The sequence below is a fragment of the Enterobacter sp. UCD-UG_FMILLET genome (genome assembly GCF_000762975.1).
Lineage (GTDB): Bacteria > Pseudomonadota > Gammaproteobacteria > Enterobacterales > Enterobacteriaceae > Enterobacter > Enterobacter dykesii.
Window position 1 is genome coordinate 1 of record NZ_JRJC01000017.1, and the last position, 17,246, is coordinate 17,246.

The 17,246-nt window shown below is 53.7% G+C and carries 18 protein-coding genes; 7 read left to right on the plus strand and 11 right to left on the minus strand.

Annotated features, from left to right (window positions below):
* The 4 genes from LA04_RS24735 to LA04_RS08545 form a co-directional block, all read left to right on the plus strand.
* The coding region (locus LA04_RS24735; RefSeq protein WP_200882522.1) for a hypothetical protein at positions 1-766 on the plus strand (766 nt) is incomplete at its 5' end.
* Positions 735-1,340: a hypothetical protein gene (locus LA04_RS24740; protein ID WP_200882523.1), complete on the plus strand. Its 606-nt coding sequence runs from the start codon at positions 735-737 to the stop codon at positions 1,338-1,340. The genes LA04_RS24735 and LA04_RS24740, both read left to right, overlap by 32 nt.
* A gap of 294 nt (positions 1,341-1,634) precedes the next feature.
* Entirely contained in the window at positions 1,635-2,369 is a 735-nt protein-coding gene (locus LA04_RS08540; protein WP_235211325.1) for an ETEC_3214 domain-containing protein, read from the plus strand.
* Between the two features lie 191 nt (positions 2,370-2,560).
* The gene (locus LA04_RS08545) at positions 2,561-3,427 is read left to right on the plus strand and encodes a hypothetical protein (protein ID WP_152594362.1); all 867 of its coding nucleotides are present in this window, start codon (positions 2,561-2,563) and stop codon (positions 3,425-3,427) included.
* Positions 3,428-3,546: 119 nt separating this feature from the next.
* On the opposite strand, the gene LA04_RS08550 is transcribed toward LA04_RS08545, so the two are convergent.
* Complete coding sequence (locus LA04_RS08550) at positions 3,547-3,984, minus strand: VOC family protein (protein ID WP_047651196.1); 438 nt, start codon at positions 3,982-3,984, stop codon at positions 3,547-3,549.
* 82 nt (positions 3,985-4,066) lie between these two features.
* The gene (locus LA04_RS08555) at positions 4,067-5,224 is read right to left on the minus strand and encodes an MFS transporter (RefSeq protein ID WP_047651197.1); all 1,158 of its coding nucleotides are present in this window, start codon (positions 5,222-5,224) and stop codon (positions 4,067-4,069) included.
* A gap of 133 nt (positions 5,225-5,357) precedes the next feature.
* Between LA04_RS08555 and LA04_RS08560 the strand changes: the two genes are divergently transcribed.
* The gene (locus LA04_RS08560; protein WP_047651198.1) at positions 5,358-5,894 is read left to right on the plus strand and encodes a MarR family winged helix-turn-helix transcriptional regulator; all 537 of its coding nucleotides are present in this window, start codon (positions 5,358-5,360) and stop codon (positions 5,892-5,894) included.
* A gap of 24 nt (positions 5,895-5,918) precedes the next feature.
* Positions 5,919-6,842, plus strand: coding sequence for a LysR substrate-binding domain-containing protein (locus LA04_RS08565; protein WP_047651199.1), 924 nt, complete (start codon positions 5,919-5,921; stop codon positions 6,840-6,842).
* 47 nt (positions 6,843-6,889) lie between these two features.
* On the opposite strand, the gene LA04_RS08570 is transcribed toward LA04_RS08565, so the two are convergent.
* On the minus strand, positions 6,890-7,360 hold the full coding sequence (locus tag LA04_RS08570) for a hypothetical protein (RefSeq protein ID WP_047651200.1): 471 nt from the start codon (positions 7,358-7,360) through the stop codon (positions 6,890-6,892).
* A 268-nt stretch (positions 7,361-7,628) separates the two neighbouring features.
* On the opposite strand from LA04_RS08570, the gene LA04_RS08575 reads away from it, so the two are divergent.
* Entirely contained in the window at positions 7,629-8,105 is a 477-nt protein-coding gene (locus LA04_RS08575) for a WbuC family cupin fold metalloprotein (RefSeq protein ID WP_047651201.1), read from the plus strand.
* A gap of 64 nt (positions 8,106-8,169) precedes the next feature.
* Here LA04_RS08575 and LA04_RS08580 read toward each other — a convergent pair whose 3' ends face one another.
* The 8 genes from LA04_RS08580 to LA04_RS08615 all read right to left on the minus strand — a co-directional run bounded on the left by LA04_RS08580 (position 8,170) and on the right by LA04_RS08615 (position 17,240).
* Positions 8,170-8,712 carry a cysteine hydrolase family protein gene (locus LA04_RS08580; protein ID WP_047651202.1) on the minus strand — a complete coding sequence of 181 codons (543 nt, stop codon included), beginning with the start codon at positions 8,710-8,712 and terminating at the stop codon, positions 8,170-8,172.
* A gap of 299 nt (positions 8,713-9,011) precedes the next feature.
* On the minus strand, positions 9,012-9,611 hold the full coding sequence (locus LA04_RS08585) for an NAD(P)H-dependent oxidoreductase (RefSeq protein WP_047651203.1): 600 nt from the start codon (positions 9,609-9,611) through the stop codon (positions 9,012-9,014).
* Positions 9,612-9,683: 72 nt separating this feature from the next.
* Positions 9,684-10,277: a TetR/AcrR family transcriptional regulator gene (locus tag LA04_RS08590; RefSeq protein WP_047651204.1), complete on the minus strand. Its 594-nt coding sequence runs from the start codon at positions 10,275-10,277 to the stop codon at positions 9,684-9,686.
* A 34-nt stretch (positions 10,278-10,311) separates the two neighbouring features.
* Positions 10,312-13,401: an efflux RND transporter permease subunit gene (locus tag LA04_RS08595; RefSeq protein WP_047651205.1), complete on the minus strand. Its 3,090-nt coding sequence runs from the start codon at positions 13,399-13,401 to the stop codon at positions 10,312-10,314.
* Complete coding sequence (locus LA04_RS08600; RefSeq protein ID WP_235211326.1) at positions 13,398-14,756, minus strand: efflux RND transporter periplasmic adaptor subunit; 1,359 nt, start codon at positions 14,754-14,756, stop codon at positions 13,398-13,400. The genes LA04_RS08595 and LA04_RS08600 overlap by 4 nt, the downstream gene beginning before the upstream one ends.
* A 74-nt stretch (positions 14,757-14,830) precedes the next feature.
* A complete protein-coding gene (locus tag LA04_RS25225; protein ID WP_081957672.1) occupies positions 14,831-15,694 on the minus strand; it encodes a TetR/AcrR family transcriptional regulator in 864 nt (287 codons plus the stop codon).
* Positions 15,695-15,930: 236 nt separating this feature from the next.
* Positions 15,931-16,245, minus strand: coding sequence for a PTS sugar transporter subunit IIB (locus LA04_RS08610; protein WP_047651206.1), 315 nt, complete (start codon positions 16,243-16,245; stop codon positions 15,931-15,933).
* 83 nt (positions 16,246-16,328) lie between these two features.
* A complete protein-coding gene (locus LA04_RS08615; protein WP_047651207.1) occupies positions 16,329-17,240 on the minus strand; it encodes a LysR family transcriptional regulator in 912 nt (303 codons plus the stop codon).
* Between the last annotated feature and the right edge of the window lie 6 nt (positions 17,241-17,246).

The window sequence follows — 17,246 nt, forward strand, 5'->3', positions numbered from 1 at the left end:
CGCTATGGAGGGCGTCCTGGAACACGCAGGTATCACCTTTGATGAGAACATCCATACAACGGTTTCCAGTGAATTCAGCGATTACCTTGAATCCGGTTTGATCCCGCCATCGTCCAGTATCAGTAAACTGTCGATGATTGAAACAATAGCGTTCACGAGCGATACGGACTGGGAAACTTATTCCCAGTCCGTATCGGACTATGCTCATAAGCACAATATCGATTTAAAGGTCGATCCGTTTAGCGCCCTGATGTCCCCAACTCAGAGAATTGCTCTGGAGAAACGCATTCAGGAAGACTTTACTTTAAAGACCGCCCGCTGCGATAAATATGATTACATGATCGCCGGCACCTGTGGCGTTATTGGCGGGCTTATCGATATTTTTCTGGTAGGCGCACCTGGTGAAGGAAAACTGACCAGGCTTGCAGATAATGCGGTGGACGGAGCAGTCGAGAAATTCGCCTCAGCATTTGGATGGAAAGGCGGTTCAGAAGGGAGCGATCCTACAAAAAGCGCTATCGGCTTTCTGGAGAGAAAATTTAAGGTCAATTATGACCATCGGCATGGCGGCGATGTTGACGGTCTCTTCAGGATGAATACGAAGAATCACCATATTAAAAGTCTTGCCCACTCCCCGGACCTGGTCGGTTTATTTTTCTCTATCCTTGATCAATTTACCAGCACGGCACATTTTGTGGCAGACGGAAAACTGGTTTCCGTAGATACCGAAACTTTTGAGCTTAAAGGGAATAACTTTTGTTTCTAAGGTATTCAGTGGCTTCGTAAACTGGCTGGGCCATCTTTTCTCTGATATGGCGGGCTCTTCTGGTGCTGAAGGGAGAGGCTCTGGTATCCCAATTCCATTCTTTTCCTTACTTCAGTTTATTAACGTGGGTGAATTTGGTCAGCATCGTCAGTCTTTCGCGACCATTGCCGTCCAGGTTTTTGAGAAAGGATACGACCTACGGCATGGATTAGCGATGGCTATCCCTGTCCTGATTACCGAATTGCTTGTGCGGATCACCTGGACGGTTAAACAACGTTGCTACCATAAGAAGGCATGGGGGGAATGTATTCCTTCTGCGAATAACCCAGAACTCAGACGAATGTTGCTGGTTGCGCATGGAACCTTGTGTTTGATGGATGCTGGCGACGCGGCACTTCGCTCAGGAGGAGACATGATTCAGTTCCTCCTGAGAACGAACCTCATCGGCTGGGCAAGGTTTGGCACTCTGGCGATTAAAGAACTCCATGTCTGGTACAAAGCGGGTGGAATTGACGCCAGTGCTGTAGATGAATATATGGACCATGAACTTCGGCGAATGCTAAAAGCGGGTTAACGTTACGACCTCGTTGAATATCGTAAAGCCTGGGTGCATAGCTTTGCGAATCTGTCTACGCAAAGCAGAAAAAGGACCTTCATTGCAAGGCAGAAATATCCTTTGAGGTGCATGACTGCTAAAAGCAGGCCAGTGCCAGCAACGGAAGGTGCTCTAATATTAAAAGTTAAAATCATGCTTAAGATAAGTTTCGATTCAATCATCATTGATAATGACTTTTTTACGCGGCATTGTTTTACTTTATAGTCAGTAATACGTACAATACTAAAAAAATGGAATGAGCGACTAAAACTGATGACCCCGGGAAAAATACTTAAAAAATCATTTATTGCTGTTGTTTTGAGTGGTGTTCTTGCCATTTCTGGATACTTTGGAGCGCTAAATACAGTGTTTGACTTGTATCAGAATATCGCAGATAGATTTTTCCAAAAACAAGCGGAAGATAATCTACACGTAATTTATACCGGGGCATCGATAAAGTACATCGAATCAATTTTTGGCGCACCTGTGAAAGAAGAACATTCTGAGGATGGCAAGGTTAATGAGTATATTTACTCGTTCAGGAAGTTCTATCTACAAGTGGTTTATGATAATAAGAATACTGTGATACTCTATTCTGTAACCAGCAAGGATAAGGACTTTCATCCTGAAGTGCCTTATCTGGCTAAAACCCTTGGCCATAAGTTTAAAGACTTTGGAAATAATATTAACTATTTGCATTTTGACCATTCTGCGAAATTCTATCAATATGAAGAAGGGCACTACTTAGGAAATCCTGGTAACTATAGGAACTTTTATCTCGCTTATAATCCTGCTGGCGTTGATTACGTTGAGTTGCAGTCGCTCCCTGATTTTTATAATAACGATGAGCCTTCTCCAAATAAAAAAGATGTTGAAGTGTTCAGAAGCAAAAATGCGCCTAATACATTTGGTGTAGGCGATATAAACGGAGGTCCCGAGGGCCTTGAGTTAAGCTTTAGACTTGGGATTGATTATTACGATGCGAGAGATATTCCAGATAAGGATTAGTGGTGGTAATCAAACATTGTATAATTTTTTTATTTAGCTTGAATGTAGGCTATCACCATTAGATCAGCCATTCAGTTCTGATGTCCACTTTTCGCTTGAAGCTGACTCACGAGCCATTTCTGCAGCAGCATGGTGACAGGAGCGTAAGTTGTAAGTATTCATCCATAGCAAATGTGTTCATGAATCTGCTGATGGTCGACAGTTTTTATTTTTATACACCTTTGGCATATAAATGGAGTCAGGAAGTGATTTCTATAAAGAACATTCTAAATATCAACATAGCAAAAAACATCTACCTTTCCCTGATAGGGGGCGGTGTGGTGGTGTTTATGATTTACTCTATGAGAATTGGCTTCTTACCTACAGGATTATCACTTTCTGATGTCATATTTTTTCTTCTTGTCATTATCTCTTTTTCAATTTTTCTTACATTCTCTCTTGCAATATGGTATTCAATGTCGGTTGTAACCTCTTATTACTGCTCGATGTTTATTTTACTCCTTGCGCCCAATAAAAAAATAAAGCGTAAAGAATGGCGTGGAAAACTGAAAGCAACCCTTAAAGCAGGGAGAATAATGAGGGTTTATGTTGCTTTGTATGCCCATTTAATTATTGCTTTTGTGGGTGGCGTTATTCTTTTTTTTGGTAGCGCTAATGGAATGTTTGATGGGGTGTTCGTTTTATTATCGTTACTATTCACTGCATTTTTTATTACACTGATCATCTATACTTGCATTGATAAAATGGTAAAAAAAGAAGATAAAAGAAGTACCGTTATATCAATTTTAGTTTTAATTTTTGTTATATTCTTTATGCTTTCAGATATGGCGCCTGTGCTTAGCGATGCAGGCATGAAGTATATCGGCGTGCGCAAAATCAATGTGACAATCCTTCTGAAAGGAAGCGATCTGGAAATGGCAAGACATTTAACCGGCAAACAAGATCAGACCTTCTTTAAAGGGGACGCACTATTTACTGGTGTAGGAACATCTTCTCTGCTGATTATCAACAACAAAAAAATTATCGCGAAAAATGAAAACCTGACCTTGTCATTCTGATCGCCATGATTCGTCTGCTGAGTTGCTCATGCTAATTCACACCTAACGCAGTTAATAATGTCTGCTCCTTGCTCAAAGCAGAGATTCCCCTAAATAAATTCGCCCAAAGCAAACCCCCATTACTCCCGCAGCCACGGCGTAATCGTCAGACCGGTAAGCAAACCTTCCGGGCTGAGCAGGCGAGTGACGGTTTGCCCCCACGGCTCCATACGGTTAGCCACCAGCAACCGATAGCCTTTTTCACTCAGAACGCGGGTAGCCGAGTCCAGATCCTTTACCTCGTACTCAATCCATCCCTGTGGTATCGGGTGCTCCGTGGGCCACTGTTCATCTCCAAAACAGGACGCAGCCGCCTGTGCGAGCGGCCAGACGGCGAAATGCTTCACGCCTTCCAGCTGGCCCTCTTCAGTGAGCAGATAATCGGTATTCCCCTCCATCGGCTTCAGCGGAAGGCCGAGTGTCTGGACATAAAACGCGGCGCTGGACTCCGTATCCCGCGAAATGGGCCCGAACCCGGCGACGAACAAGACATCAATTTCCGGTAACGTCTGCGACATATCCACTCCTGAATGAGGTGAAATTTACCCTGAATTTATCTTACGATCGGCGGAAATACGACTCTCAAATCTGGTATCGCGTTCACCGTGCCTGCACGTCCACGACGGGTTTAAAATTCAGCGCGATGACGATCAGCAGCACGACTCCCGCACTCATGATCAGCCATGCGCTGGTCAGCGAGACCGAACTATCGCGAACGATCCCTGCAATTAACGGCATAAGCGCGGCGATCGTGTATCCGCCTCCCTGAACTTTAGACAGCAACTTCCCGGCCTGCGCGGGCGTTCGCGCATGATCGAACGTGACGATGAGCGACAGCGGGAAGAGGGCGCCGATCCCGGTGCCAAGCAGCAACGTGGATAATACAGGCGTCGTACCCGGCGCAAAGACCAGACACAGTAATCCTGCCAGCAGCAACAGCAATACGGCGATCAGCGGCACGCGACGGTCGGGGAATTTACCGATCAGCGCGGAGACGGCAAACCCGGCGAAAACCTCGGTTAACGTCAGCCAGGCCAGCATGTAGCCGCCGCTGCGTGCGGACCATCCCGCCTGAATATAGAGCGGGGGCAACCAGGCCAGTACCAGCGTGTAGGCTCCCGTTCCCACGCCGAAAAAGATCACCAATAGTACTGTCCGGGAGGACGAGAGCGTCACGTTTTCGTGTGCTGTTTTTTCCCCTTGAGGATGCTTAACCAGGGTTAACCACAGTATCAGCGCAAGCAGCGCTAACAGCCCGGCCATGGCCAGCGCGGGCTTGAGCGCGAGCCATGAGAACAACGGCTCGGCGCTGGCGGCGGCGACTGCCGCACCGGCCATGATGCCCGTGCTGAAGAGCGACATCACCGTACTGGCCGTTTGCGTATATTCCTTTTTTATCAGGGCAGGCATTAACGCCTGGATCGTGCCGATGCTGGCCCCGCCCAGTAACGCGGTGCCCATAAGACTCTCCGGTGAGGCGCTAAAACCGCGTAATAAGCAGGCCACAAGCAGGATGAAGAGCCCGAGCATAATGCCTCGTGCGGCGCCGACTCTGGCTAAAAGCCAGGGCCCACACAGGGCGGCCAGCCCCATCATCGCGACCGGCAGGGTAGTCAGCAGGCTGAATTGCGTGGCGGTCAGTCCCGCTTCGCGCTGCAGCACGGAAAACAACGGTCCGACAGAAGCCAGAATGGGGCGCAGGTTCAGCCCGACGATAAATGCGATAACGGCGAAGAGTAAAGGCGACGTGCGTTTCAACGTGGAATCCTTTTCGGTTGTGAATGGCCCGGGCAAATCGGCACGAGCATTTATCTTAACGTTAAGATAAAATATGTTTTTGCGTAAGATGTACCGCACAACAGGATAAATACCCACGCCATCAGGGGTGAAAATGCAAGACCACGTAGACTTCGTTGTCGGCCAGTGGAGCCGCGCCATGCCGGAGCTGGACGCCTCGTCGATGAAAATTTTTGGCCGAATGCTCAGGCTGATGAAGCATCTGGGAAAAGAATGGGCGGAGGCGATGGCGCAGTTTGGTTTTCGCGAGGGCGAGTTTGACGTGCTCGCCACGCTGCGCCGAGCCGGTGAGCCGTACTGTCTTTCCCCCACGCAGCTGTATAAATCGCTGCTGATCACCTCAGGGGCGATGACGAACCGGCTCAGCCATCTCGAACAGCAAGGGCTTATCAGGCGAATTGCCGATCCGGATGACAAGCGCAGCACCCTCGTAAGCCTGACGCCGCACGGGCAGGAGCGTATCGAACAGGCGCTGATCGTGCATACACAAACCCAAAATGCGCTGCTGAGCAGCTTGTCTGAGCCGCAGCGCGCGCAGCTTGAGTCCCTGCTCAGGGAGCTGCTGCTGACGTTCTCATCTGAGGACCTGAGCGACAGGTCACCGAGTGCCGATAATACAAACACTGCATAGCTAAACCTCACAGTAAGGGAATGTATGTCTTTACCGCCACTGTATGCGCTTCGCGCTTTTGAAGTCGCCGCGCGGCTGAACTCCTTCAGCAAAGCGGCCGAAGCACTGAATATCACGCCGGGCGCGGTCAGCAGGCATGTCCGGACGCTTGAAATGTGGTTCGACTGTGAGCTCTTTAAACGCCAGGGGCCGCGAGTGGAGGTCAGTGATGCCGGACGTATTCTGGCCGGACAGCTCAGCGAAAGTTTCTCGAATATTGAGTGGGCCTGTCGCGCATTCAGAAGCGAAAACCACCTTCTGCGCCTCAAAGCTCCCAGCACCCTGACGATGCGATGGCTTCTGAATGTGCTTAAATCCTTTCGTGAGAACCACGCGAAGCCAAAAATTGAAATTGCCAGCGTCTGGATGGACTTCGACACCGTTGACTTCAGCCGTGAGCCCTATGATTGTGCGATCCTCCTCGGTAATGGCTATTTCGGCGAGTCAACGGAAAGCAGGCTGCTCTTCAGTGAATGGCTCATTCCGGTTTGTACCCCGTCGCTGCTTGAATCTGCCCGGCATCAGCTTGCGCAGTGCGAGCTTATCCATCCCTCTCCGGACAGGCGGGACTGGAAGCGCTGGCTGAAAAGAACCGGGTTATTCCCCGGGCTCGACGTGAGTCGTGGAATCGTGTTCGACACCCTGGAGCAGGGAAGCCTGGCCGCCATGCACGGTCACGGTGTGGCGATGGCCGACCTCCGCCTCACGCTCGACGCGCTGAAAAGCGGCCTGCTCGCGCTGCCCTTCAGGGAAGCTATCGCAACCGGCGATGGCTACTACCTCGTCTGGCCGAAAAATTCGCTCAGAAGACAGAGTATTGAACGGTTGCTGGCGTGGTTTAACCTTAATGCGCCGGTGCTGCCTTCGTTGGATATCGTCTGTCTTGATTACAACGAAAAGCGGGTTTAGTAAATAGCGGAATATTTATTGAAGGATATTCCGCAGATGGAACGTATTTATGCGTAGGGAATATTTGCCATATTTTTATATCTTTCCGGCAGGGCGCTGTTCAGATTAAGTAATTTATCCAGAATATAAAGCGCAGGCGTCCCTTTTGCGCGTTCAGCGTCGATCAGCGCAGTGCGTAACATATTGGCAGCCGACGTCATTTCACGGAAGTACTCCTCAGATTCCGGCGTTTGAACTTCGCCTGAAGCGGCGTAACGCACCCGGGGCCAGTCCGCGAAGTCCAGAACCGGAAGGATCCCGTCGTCTTTGGGTAAATGCGCTGAGAGCAGCTCTTCGGCGTTACCCGGATTGCTTTGGGCGAAAGAGAGAAGGTGCAGTCGATGGATGAAAGGCGATAACGCTTCTGAGCTTTCCTTTTCTGCTGACAGTAACGTTATCAGCTCATGCACATTTGCATCGGGGCTATATTTATGAGGTGAGATAATACTCATTAAATGGAATAAAACATCGAGTGTCATAGGTGCTCCATACAGGCTTGGTAATATTTATTTTTATCTATCCCAGGGATGAATGGATGTTATTTCAGGGCCGTCGCTTTTGAAAAACGATAAATAGTGGGAATCAATGTGAGTTTGACTCAACGTTGCGCTTTGGGGGGCGATCACACGCATCCTCACGCTGCAGCGTTTTGTTTCACAAACGCCATAGCTCATCGGCTTTTCAGGATGGTATAACGTCCTGCGGCAACCGGGTTGTCGCCCGCTGACCCCATTAACAAAGGTGTATATGAAACAAATTACTTTCAGTGACCTGCAGCAGCAAAGCGAGCAGGCGGCTAATTCCCCTCGCTTACGTGCGCATCGTAATTTACATCCCGAGCTGAGCGACCCGGTGCAGCGCCTGGCCATTGCAATGGAACCCGGCACCTATGTTCGTCCCCATCGCCATCCGCACACCTTTGAATTGCTGACGGCGCTGAGCGGTCGCTTTCTAGTGCTAAATTTTGATGACAGCGGTAACGTGATCCGTCGCGTGGTGTTAGGTGAAGACTGCAAAGTGCTGGAGATGGATGCCGGTACCTGGCATGCCGTGCTGTCGCTGGATAAAGGCGGCGTCATTTTCGAGGTAAAACACGGCGGCTATCAGCCTGTTCCGGAGCACGATACCGCCTCCTGGTCACCGGCTGAGAACGCGCCCGGTACCGCGGAGCTGATGAAATGGTACGCTCAGGTGCAGGTGGGGGACGGAGGTTTTACCCTGTAATTTTCTCTACTTTTCCCGACGCGCAGAAAGGCGCGACGGGATAGAGAGAGACGATCCCGCCAACTCAACTGACCGTATTAAAATGCCAGTCGCCGGCAGTCGACAGCGTCACAAACGGGCCTGCCAGCGTGCTGTTGTGATGGGCGATAATATCGCTGGCGGATAAATGGGCATTATCCATTGTGGTATGCGCATCTGAAATCAATACCGTCCTGAAACCCAACTCCGGTGCGGCCCGGCAGGTGGTGTCGACACAAAATTCTGTTTTCATCCCGGCAATGACCAGCTGTTTGATGCCTCTCTGATTAAGTTCTCGCAGCAGTTCGGTATCCCGAAAACAGCTGGGATAGCGCTTGGTGAAAACCCCATCCTGCTCCTGGACGTCCAACTCGGGTATCAGCTGTGTTAACGGCCCCTTCTCCGAGAAGGGGGAGTCGTCCAGTCCAATATGGCGGGCAAAAAAGACGGGTACCTGCGCGTCTCGGGCGTTGGCGATTAACAAGCGGATATTGGCCAGAACGGCATCGGCGGAGCGAGGGGAAACCGGGCCCCGAAAGAGGCCCTGCTGCATGTCGATAATCAAGAGAGCATTGTCAGATGAAACCATTTTCTTTCTCCATTCATAGGGTGGTGAACGGAGAGAGATTTCCCCGTCCTGGCCGGCGGGGAGTGAGGTTCTGTTTGTCAGTCGTTTGCTACAGATACTCTCGCACCGCCGAAGGTTCCGGTGGTGGTGAGGGTGGTTGTTGGCTGAACTGACTTAACCATGTAGTGACCTTTGTTTTTATTTCGCGATTGGCGAAAAAGTACGTTCAGTTCTAGCGCAGGTGAAATATGCGCTTCAACACACCAACTTAAGTAGGTGCGCCGTAAGCGTTGCACATTTTTTAGGATAGAAGACTTTGATTATTCAAGGTTCTCGAGCCCCTGCAGAAAATCCTCAACCTGCTCAGGCGTCGCCGTGTCTGCCTGGTAAAGGATATCGAGCTTAACGTTCTTCAACCCGCAGAAGCCAAACACGCCTTCGATTATCTGCGTCTGAATCGCCGTCGAATAGCCGTGTTTGTCGAATCCGGTGAGATCGCTGCCGCCGGTGGCGATCAGGCGGACGGGAACATCCCGTAAGCTGCCCACAATCCTGCCGTCGTCAGCTACCTTATACGCCCAGTTAAGGGTTAATACGCGATCGAACCAGCCTTTCAACAGCGCGGGAACCGACCACCAGTACACGGGGAAGACAAACACCAGCATATCCGCTCGCTCGACGCGCTGCTGCTCGCGCAGAATATCGTCGGGAAGGGCGGTCGGATCGCCGTGATACAAATCGAGATCGGCGCGGGTCATCGCCGGATTAAACCCTTCAGCATGCAGATCGGCAATTTCAACCTGCGTACCTTGCTCGCGTAATTTCCCGGCAATACGGGCTGCCAGCGAATTGGATAACGAATTGTCGACAGGATGAGCCGTCACGATCAGTGCGTTATTAATGGCATTTGTAGCAGACATAGCGACCTCGAATGAGTGAGAACTGCCCCTATATTACTATTGGTAACTTATGTGTCAATCCGCCCCCAGCGATCATTTTGTGCTATTTACGTAGGTCTCCAGCACGCCGGTCATGGCGCCGCTGAGCGTATCTTCCGCCACGTTCCGGGCGAGCACGCCGTTACCTGCAGCGGTGCTGAGCGCGTCCGCCGCGCCGATGATGGCCGTCAGTACCGCTTCTCCCTGAACGCCTTTGAGCGCGACGAACGGGGAAAGCGCGGTACGCAGGCAGTCGGCGCAATCGGCCACGCATGCCTCACGAAACGTCTGCAGCGCGTGGGATCCGGACAGCGCCGCGGCGATTGGGCCGGTCTCTGGCCCGGCACTAATGGCGCAGTCGATATAGGCGGCGCTGAAAAAGCGGATCGTCTTCTCCAGCGTTTTGCTGTCGACCGCCAGCGTCTCGCGGAATTTCGCCAGCTGCCGGTCGCTATAATCCTGGTACAGCGCCATCAGCAGCCCTTCACGATCGCCAAAGTGGTCGTAGGGGATAGGCTTGGTCACGTTGGCCCGCTCGGCCAGATAGCCAAGCGTCAACGCCTCCGTGCCTTGCTGACGAACGATTCCGCGCGCAACCTCCAGCAGCTGCACGCGGCGGTCCTCTTTTCTTAAGCGCTTAACAACCATGCTTTCCTCAGAAGTATTATCTACTCATGGTAGTTTACACGTTTTCTGCAGGGTGCTGCACGCGTTGTTCCGCCGGGCGGATCCGGAACCAGATCGCATACATCGCGGGCAGGAAGACGAGCGTGACGATCGTCCCGCCCAGCGTTCCGCCGATTAACGTGTAAGCCAGCGTGCCCCAGAATACCGAATGCGTCAGGGGAATAAAAGCCAGCACGGCCGCCATGGCGGTCAGAAGGACCGGGCGCGCGCGCTGGACCGTCGCTTCAACCACCGCCTGGAATGGCTCGAGACCGTCCCTCTGGTTATGATCGATTTGACCGATCAGGATTAGCGTATTGCGCATCAGAATGCCGGAAAGGGCGATCAGACCGACCAGCGCGTTGATGCCAAACGGCTGATTAAATATCAGCAGGGTCGGCACTACGCCAATCAGCCCCAGCGGCGCGGTTAAGAACACCATCACCATCGCTGAGAATGAGCGCACCTGCAAAATGATGATCAGCAGCGTCAGGGCAATCATGATCGGGAACAGCGGGATCATTGCCTGCGTGGCTTTGCCCGATTCCTCAATCGAACCCGCCATGTCGATACGGTACCCGGCCGGCAGCGCATCAACAATCGGCTGAAGCTGCTTCATGATGGCGACCGACACATCCGGTGGCTGAAGATTGTCGGCTATATCGCCCCGCACGGTAATCGTCGGGGTACGATCGCGACGGCGCAGGATCGGATCTTCCATACCGATCTCAATCTTGCCGATTTGAGACAGCGGAACGCGCTGTCCCGCATTGCCGACAAGGGTGAAACCCTCTATTTTGGCCGGATCAAGACGGATATCTCCCGCCGCGCGGCCAATGACCTCCACCGAGCGAATATCTTCCCGCACGGAGGTGACGGGTACGCCTGAGAGCAGAAACTGAAGCTGATTGGCAACGGCACTGGAGGTCAAGCCGGTCGCCTGCAGGCGGTTTTGATCGAGGGTGAAATGCAACACGGGAACGCGCGACCCCCAGTCAGTGTTGACGGTTCTCATCATTGGGCTCGCCTGGAGCACGGCTTTCACCCTGTCAGCGATGTCATGCACCTGTACGACATCCGGCCCCGACACGCGCCAGGCAACCGGGAAGGGCGAGTACGGGCCAAACACCAGCTGCGTCACCCGCACGCGCGCTTCGGGGGCAAGGCCGTTGGCGACAGCTTCCCTCAGCCGGAGCTTGAGCGCCTCGCGCGACGTCTCGCTGTCCGTCAGGATCACGATTTTCGCAAAAGACGGATCGGGCAGTTCAGGCGCCATCGCCAGATAAAAACGGGGCGAACCCTGACCAATATAGGCCGTGACAATTTTGGCTTCGGGCTGCTGGCCCAGCCACGCTTCTATTTTTGCGGTGGCGGCGCTGGTTTGCGCAATCGAGGTACCGTAGGGCATCTGTACCTCAACCAGTACTTCCGGGCGATCGGAGGTCGGGAAGAATTGTTTTTTAACCAGCCCCATGCCGAGCACGGCCAGGATGAAAATGGCGACCACCGACCCGGCCACCCGCCATTTTCTGGCGATAACGCGGGCAAGCAGCTGGCGAAAACGGTTATAGCGAGGCGTGTTATAGATGGCGGCATGACCCCCTTCTACTTTAGGGATCGCCGGCAGGATCTTCACCCCAAGATACGGCGTGAACACCACCGCGACAAACCACGAGGCAATCAGGGCGAGGCCGACTATCCAGAACATATTGCTGGTGTATTCCCCTGCGGTCGACTGGGCGAAACCATTCGGCATAAAGCCAATGGCCGTCACCAGGGTACCGGCCAGCATGGGCGCGGCGGTATGGCTCCAGGCAAAGGCCGAGGCTTTGATTCTGTCGTAACCTTCCTCCATTTTCACCACCATCATTTCGATGGCGATAATGGCATCATCAACCAGCAGGCCGAGGGCGAGGATCAGGGAGCCCAGCGTCACGCGGTCGAAGTTAATTCCCGCGGCTTCCATCACCACGAAGACGACCGCCAGCGTCAGCGGGACCGCCGCCGCAACGACAACACCCACGCGCCAGCCCATGCTGACAAAACAGACCACCATGACCACAAGCAGGGCGACGAAGAATTTAATCATGAACTCATCGACCGACGAGCGAATATTCACGGACTGATCGGTAACTTTGGTCAGGGACATGCCCAGCGGCAGGCTATCATTTATTTTCGCCGTTTCCGCATCCAGCGCTTTACCCAGCGCCAGACCGTTCCAGCCTTCACGCATCACGATGCCCAGCAGAAGGGCGGGTTCATGCTGATTGCGTATCAGCATCGTCGGGGGATCTTCGTAGCCTCGCTCAACCGTTGCCACATCGGACAGCTTGAGCGTTTTGCCCTGAGCTACAAAAGGGGTATCGCGGATTTTCTGCAGTTCATCAAACGCGCCGTCCAGGCGGATAAAAATCTGCGCGCCTCGGGTCTCAATGGAACCCGCCGCGGCTAGCGCGTTCTGGCCGTTGAGGGCGTTGAAAATGTCCTGGGGTGAGAGCCCTATCGTCGCCAGACGGTCGTGGGAGAAGGAGATGTAAATCCGCTCGGCCTGTTCGCCGATAATGTTCACTTTCTTCACGCCGGGAACGTGCAGAAGCTGCTGGCGCAGGCCTTCGGCATCGCGCACCAGCTGTCGCTGCGGTTCGCCTTTCGCTTTCAGGGCAAAGAGGGCAAAGGTGACATCAGAGAATTCGTCATTGATCATCGGGCCGATGACGCCCGCCGGAAGACGCTGAGATTCATCTCCAAGCTTCTTTCGCGCCTGATAGAACTCCTCCTGCACTTCGGCTGGCGGGGTCTTGTCCTGCAATGACAACGTGATAAACGCCATGCCGGGACGGGTATAGGTTTCGGTACGGTCATACCATTTGAGTTCCTGCAGGCGCTTTTCCAGCGGCTCGGCGACCTGATCCTGAATTTCCTGCGCGGTGGCGCCCGGCCAGACGGTTATCACCGTCATTTGCTTAACCGTGAAGGGCGGATCTTCCGCGCGTCCGAGCCCAAAGAAGGCGTAAATTCCGGCAATCGTGACCAGAACGATCAGAAACAGCGTGACGGAACGTTCGCGGACGGCCAGCGCCGAAAGGTTAAAGCGGCTTCCGCTCATGGTGTGTTCTCCGCCAGGGCGGCATTGCGTTGCTCAGCAAGCCTGACGACCTCACCTTCGTGCAGAAGATGGGCGCCTAACGCAACGATCTTCTCACCGGGCTTCACGCCGCCCGTGACCTGCGCCGCATCTTCACCCACGCTCAGCACCCTGACGGGCGTCCATGCGACCTTTGCCGGCCGGGAGGAAATGCGCCATACGCCGGGACCTTTTCCTGCATCATAGAGCGAAGCCAGCGGGACCTGCATGACCTGACCTTCCGCTTTATGGTCCTGAATGTTCAGCGTGACGGTCGCCCCCAGCGGCGCGTTCGCCAGCAGGCCATCCAGCACGTAGCGGGCTTCATACGTGCGGGTCGCGGCATCGGCCGAGTCAGACAGCAGGCGCAGCGTTGCGGTGACCGGATGTTTTTCATTGCCATACAGCGTGGCCTGCGCTTCGCTGCCGACGGCAGGACGCAGCGTTTCCGGAAGCTGGACGAGCGCTTCACGCTGCCCCGCTCTGGCGAGCCTGATCGCCACCTGTCCGGCGCTGACGACCTGACCCGGCTCGGCGAGCGTCTCCATAACCACGCCGTCCGAATCCGCCAGCAGCACGGCATAGCCCGTGGCGTTTTGCGCCACGCTGGACTGCGCCCGGGCGGCGCTGAGATCGGCCCTGGCCGTATCGGCCGCCGCTTTGATCTGGTCATACTCCGAGGCAGACACCGCGCCGGATGCCACAAGTCCACGATAGCGCGCCTCATCGCTGGAGGCTTTTCTCGCGCGCGCCTGAGCCGCATCCACCGCGCGCTGCTGCGCCTGAGCCTGTAACTTCAGGTCAACCGGATCCAGGCGCAGCAAGGGCTGGCCCCGTTTGACGGTCTGCCCCGTATCGACCAGCCGCTCAAGGATTTTTCCCTGGACTCTGAAACCTAAATCGCTTTGCGTTCTTGCGACCACCACGCCCGTGAAGGCGCGGGCGCTGTTGTTCGCAAGCTCGACGGATGCGGATCGGACAAGCGGTGGCTTGGTGCGCGGATCGTCACTTGCGGAAATATCGCCGCACGCCACCAGGGCAAACGGCAGGAGACAAACGGNCAGGCGCAGCAAGGGCTGGCCCCGTTTGACGGTCTGCCCCGTATCGACCAGCCGCTCAAGGATTTTTCCCTGGACTCTGAAACCTAAATCGCTTTGCGTTCTTGCGACCACCACGCCCGTGAAGGCGCGGGCGCTGTTGTTCGCAAGCTCGACGGATGCGGATCGGACAAGCGGTGGCTTGGTGCGCGGATCGTCACTTGCGGAAATATCGCCGCACGCCACCAGGGCAAACGGCAGGAGACAAACGGCAACGCGGGCTGAAGTAAGCCTGAGCATGGGAAACCTTTTCGACGTAACAGGACGGTTTCCGCATTTTCTGACCAGTGACCAAAAAAGTCAATGGTCACAAATCAGGGGGCAAGGCTTCTTAAAATGAGTGAAGAGAGAAGCACCGCCGCGGTGGGAGCCATTTCGAGGTTGTACTGTAGCTGTACGGGATTGATAAAAGGACACATCACCATGTGGATAGCCTGAGTGACCTCATCCAGCGGCGTTTTTCTTTCAAACTCGCCGGCCTGCCTGCCTTCGATAATGATGCTCTCAATCAGCTTCATCAGGCTTTCTGCATACCGTTCTGTCGACGGCCACTGCTCGCGCGCGGCGACGGCGGCGATGTCGTAAAGCTTACGGTCGTGGAAAAACAGCTCGCTTCCCGCCTCGGTGAGCGCTTTGAAAAGGCGGNCGGGATTGATAAAAGGACACATCACCATGTGGATAGCCTGAGTGACCTCATCCAGCGGCGTTTTTCTTTCAAACTCGCCGGCCTGCCTGCCTTCGATAATGATGCTCTCAATCAGCTTCATCAGGCTTTCTGCATACCGTTCTGTCGACGGCCACTGCTCGCGCGCGGCGACGGCGGCGATGTCGTAAAGCTTACGGTCGTGGAAAAACAGCTCGCTTCCCGCCTCGGTGAGCGCTTTGAAAAGGCGGCGGAGTTTTTCGCTTGCTGACGGCGCATCCTCAATGGCGGAAAGCACCGCCGCCATGATCAGCTCCAGGCGATTAGCGCAGATCACCTCGCCGATAGCCTGTTTAGAATCGAAAAACTTATAAATGTAGGACTTTGAAAAACCGATGGATTTCGCCAGTTCTGCGACGGTGGTTTTTTCATAGCCGTAGTGGCCGAAGTGCTCAAAAGCCGCTTCGACGATTTGCTCTCTGACAGCGTGGTCAAGGGGGCCGCGTGATGATGGGGGGTTCATATTTTTAGTCATTATTTAAGCTTAGCGTGACAGGCTACGATTAACAACGAGTGACCATTTTGTAATTTGGTTACCGATATTACCATGCGCCGTTCAGACGGGACGATCAACCATGTGCGGTAAGTGTATCACCATTTTTCTTGCACTACGGCATCTATCTGTCTGATAAAAGCGAGGGTTTCAGCGCAGTTCCCTTGCACTGAACATAACCGTTTGAGGAGGCCGCAAAACCGATGCGGCCTTATCTGTCAGGCAGCCAGTTCAGGCATCTGTTCCTTCACGAAATCCAATACTTTCCTCGCGTCGAGAGAGGCATAGGGCAGGCTCTCAATAATGGCGATTGAGCGCGTATTACCCACCGTTTCTTTTATCTCATCGAGTTTGTACTGAATGTGCGGCGCGACGAGGAAACCATCGAAAGCGGGTGCGACGCTGGCGAAGTTATCCAGCCCAACAGCGCTAATCATCAGCGGATAGCCTTCGCGTTCTGCCAGAGACTGCATCTTTTTGGCGAGAGAGTTTGCGGTATTACCAAACAAACAACATATCAGAAGCTTTTTCATGTTTTGTTCCTCCTGAAAACCGCACACAGAGTAGTCCTGAGGGTGTCAGCGAAATGCGCGCTATCTCTTATTTTGGCGACAAATTAATGTTCTTTTAGCCAGTCGAGAAAAAACTGGCTAAAAGCCGTAACCTGAAGCGGCTGCAGCTTTCGCTGGGGGTAAACAAACTGCAGTCCGACATCTTTGCGATCGTATCGGCTAAAGCCGGTGAAGCTGTCGGCAAACAGTACCGTGAGCCGTCCGGTTTCAACATCGTCTTTGACGTCCCACCACGATTTCCCCGCAATGCCAGCCCCGCTGAGAGCCCACTGACGAAGCAATGCCCCGTCGTCGCACACCATGGCTGGCTCTACGCGAACGACGCTTTCCTCGCCATCTTTTTCAAAGCGCCATTCGTTCATCACCACGCCCTGAGACTCAAGCGCCAGGCACCGGTGCTGGGCTAAATCGGCAAACGTGGCGGGGATGCCGCATTCGTTAAGATACGCCCCGGAGGCGACCAGCACCCGATGGTTCGGGCGGATGTTTCTGACGACAAGGCTGCTGTCCGGCAGGTTGCCAAAACGCACGCTCATATCCAGCCGGTTAGCGACCAGGTCCTCAACGTGTTCTCTTAACGAGATGAAAAATTTAACGTCGGGATGGCGTCGGGAGAATTCTACGACGGCGGGGCTAAGATACTGTCTGCCAAAGTCCGAGGGTGCAGAAAGGCGAATGTTGCCGCTGAGCACGCCTTCCTTTTGCGTCAGTAACGACTCGGCGTGATGCACCTCTTCCAGGACGCGCAGTGCGGCATGATAAAACTCTTCCCCGGCGCGGGTCAGCGTGATGGATCGCGTTGAGCGGTGAAACAGGCGCGTCTGGTAACGCTCCTCAATCACCTTCAGCCTGGCCGTCATGGTAGCGGGGGAAAGCGACAGGCGTCGCCCGGCGGCAGAAAGACCACCGGCCTCGGCAACTTCCACCAGTAACGCCATGTCTTCAAGTTTACCCATTATTCA

Bases quoted from the DNA above. Each gene is read 5' to 3' on its own strand.
- LA04_RS08540 (WP_235211325.1), top strand. From the start codon at position 1,635: ATGACCCCGGGAAAAATACTTAAAAAATCATTTATTGCTGTTGTTTTG.
- LA04_RS08545 (WP_152594362.1), top strand. From the start codon at position 2,561: ATGGTCGACAGTTTTTATTTTTATACACCTTTGGCATATAAATGGAGT.
- LA04_RS08550 (WP_047651196.1), bottom strand. From the start codon at position 3,984: ATGTCGCAGACGTTACCGGAAATTGATGTCTTGTTCGTCGCCGGGTTC.
- LA04_RS08560 (WP_047651198.1), top strand. From the start codon at position 5,358: ATGCAAGACCACGTAGACTTCGTTGTCGGCCAGTGGAGCCGCGCCATG.
- LA04_RS08565 (WP_047651199.1), top strand. From the start codon at position 5,919: ATGTCTTTACCGCCACTGTATGCGCTTCGCGCTTTTGAAGTCGCCGCG.
- LA04_RS08570 (WP_047651200.1), bottom strand. From the start codon at position 7,360: ATGACACTCGATGTTTTATTCCATTTAATGAGTATTATCTCACCTCAT.
- LA04_RS08575 (WP_047651201.1), top strand. From the start codon at position 7,629: ATGAAACAAATTACTTTCAGTGACCTGCAGCAGCAAAGCGAGCAGGCG.
- LA04_RS08580 (WP_047651202.1), bottom strand. From the start codon at position 8,712: ATGGTTTCATCTGACAATGCTCTCTTGATTATCGACATGCAGCAGGGC.
- LA04_RS08585 (WP_047651203.1), bottom strand. From the start codon at position 9,611: ATGTCTGCTACAAATGCCATTAATAACGCACTGATCGTGACGGCTCAT.
- LA04_RS08590 (WP_047651204.1), bottom strand. From the start codon at position 10,277: ATGGTTGTTAAGCGCTTAAGAAAAGAGGACCGCCGCGTGCAGCTGCTG.
- LA04_RS08595 (WP_047651205.1), bottom strand. From the start codon at position 13,401: ATGAGCGGAAGCCGCTTTAACCTTTCGGCGCTGGCCGTCCGCGAACGT.
- LA04_RS08610 (WP_047651206.1), bottom strand. From the start codon at position 16,245: ATGAAAAAGCTTCTGATATGTTGTTTGTTTGGTAATACCGCAAACTCT.
- LA04_RS08615 (WP_047651207.1), bottom strand. From the start codon at position 17,240: ATGGGTAAACTTGAAGACATGGCGTTACTGGTGGAAGTTGCCGAGGCC.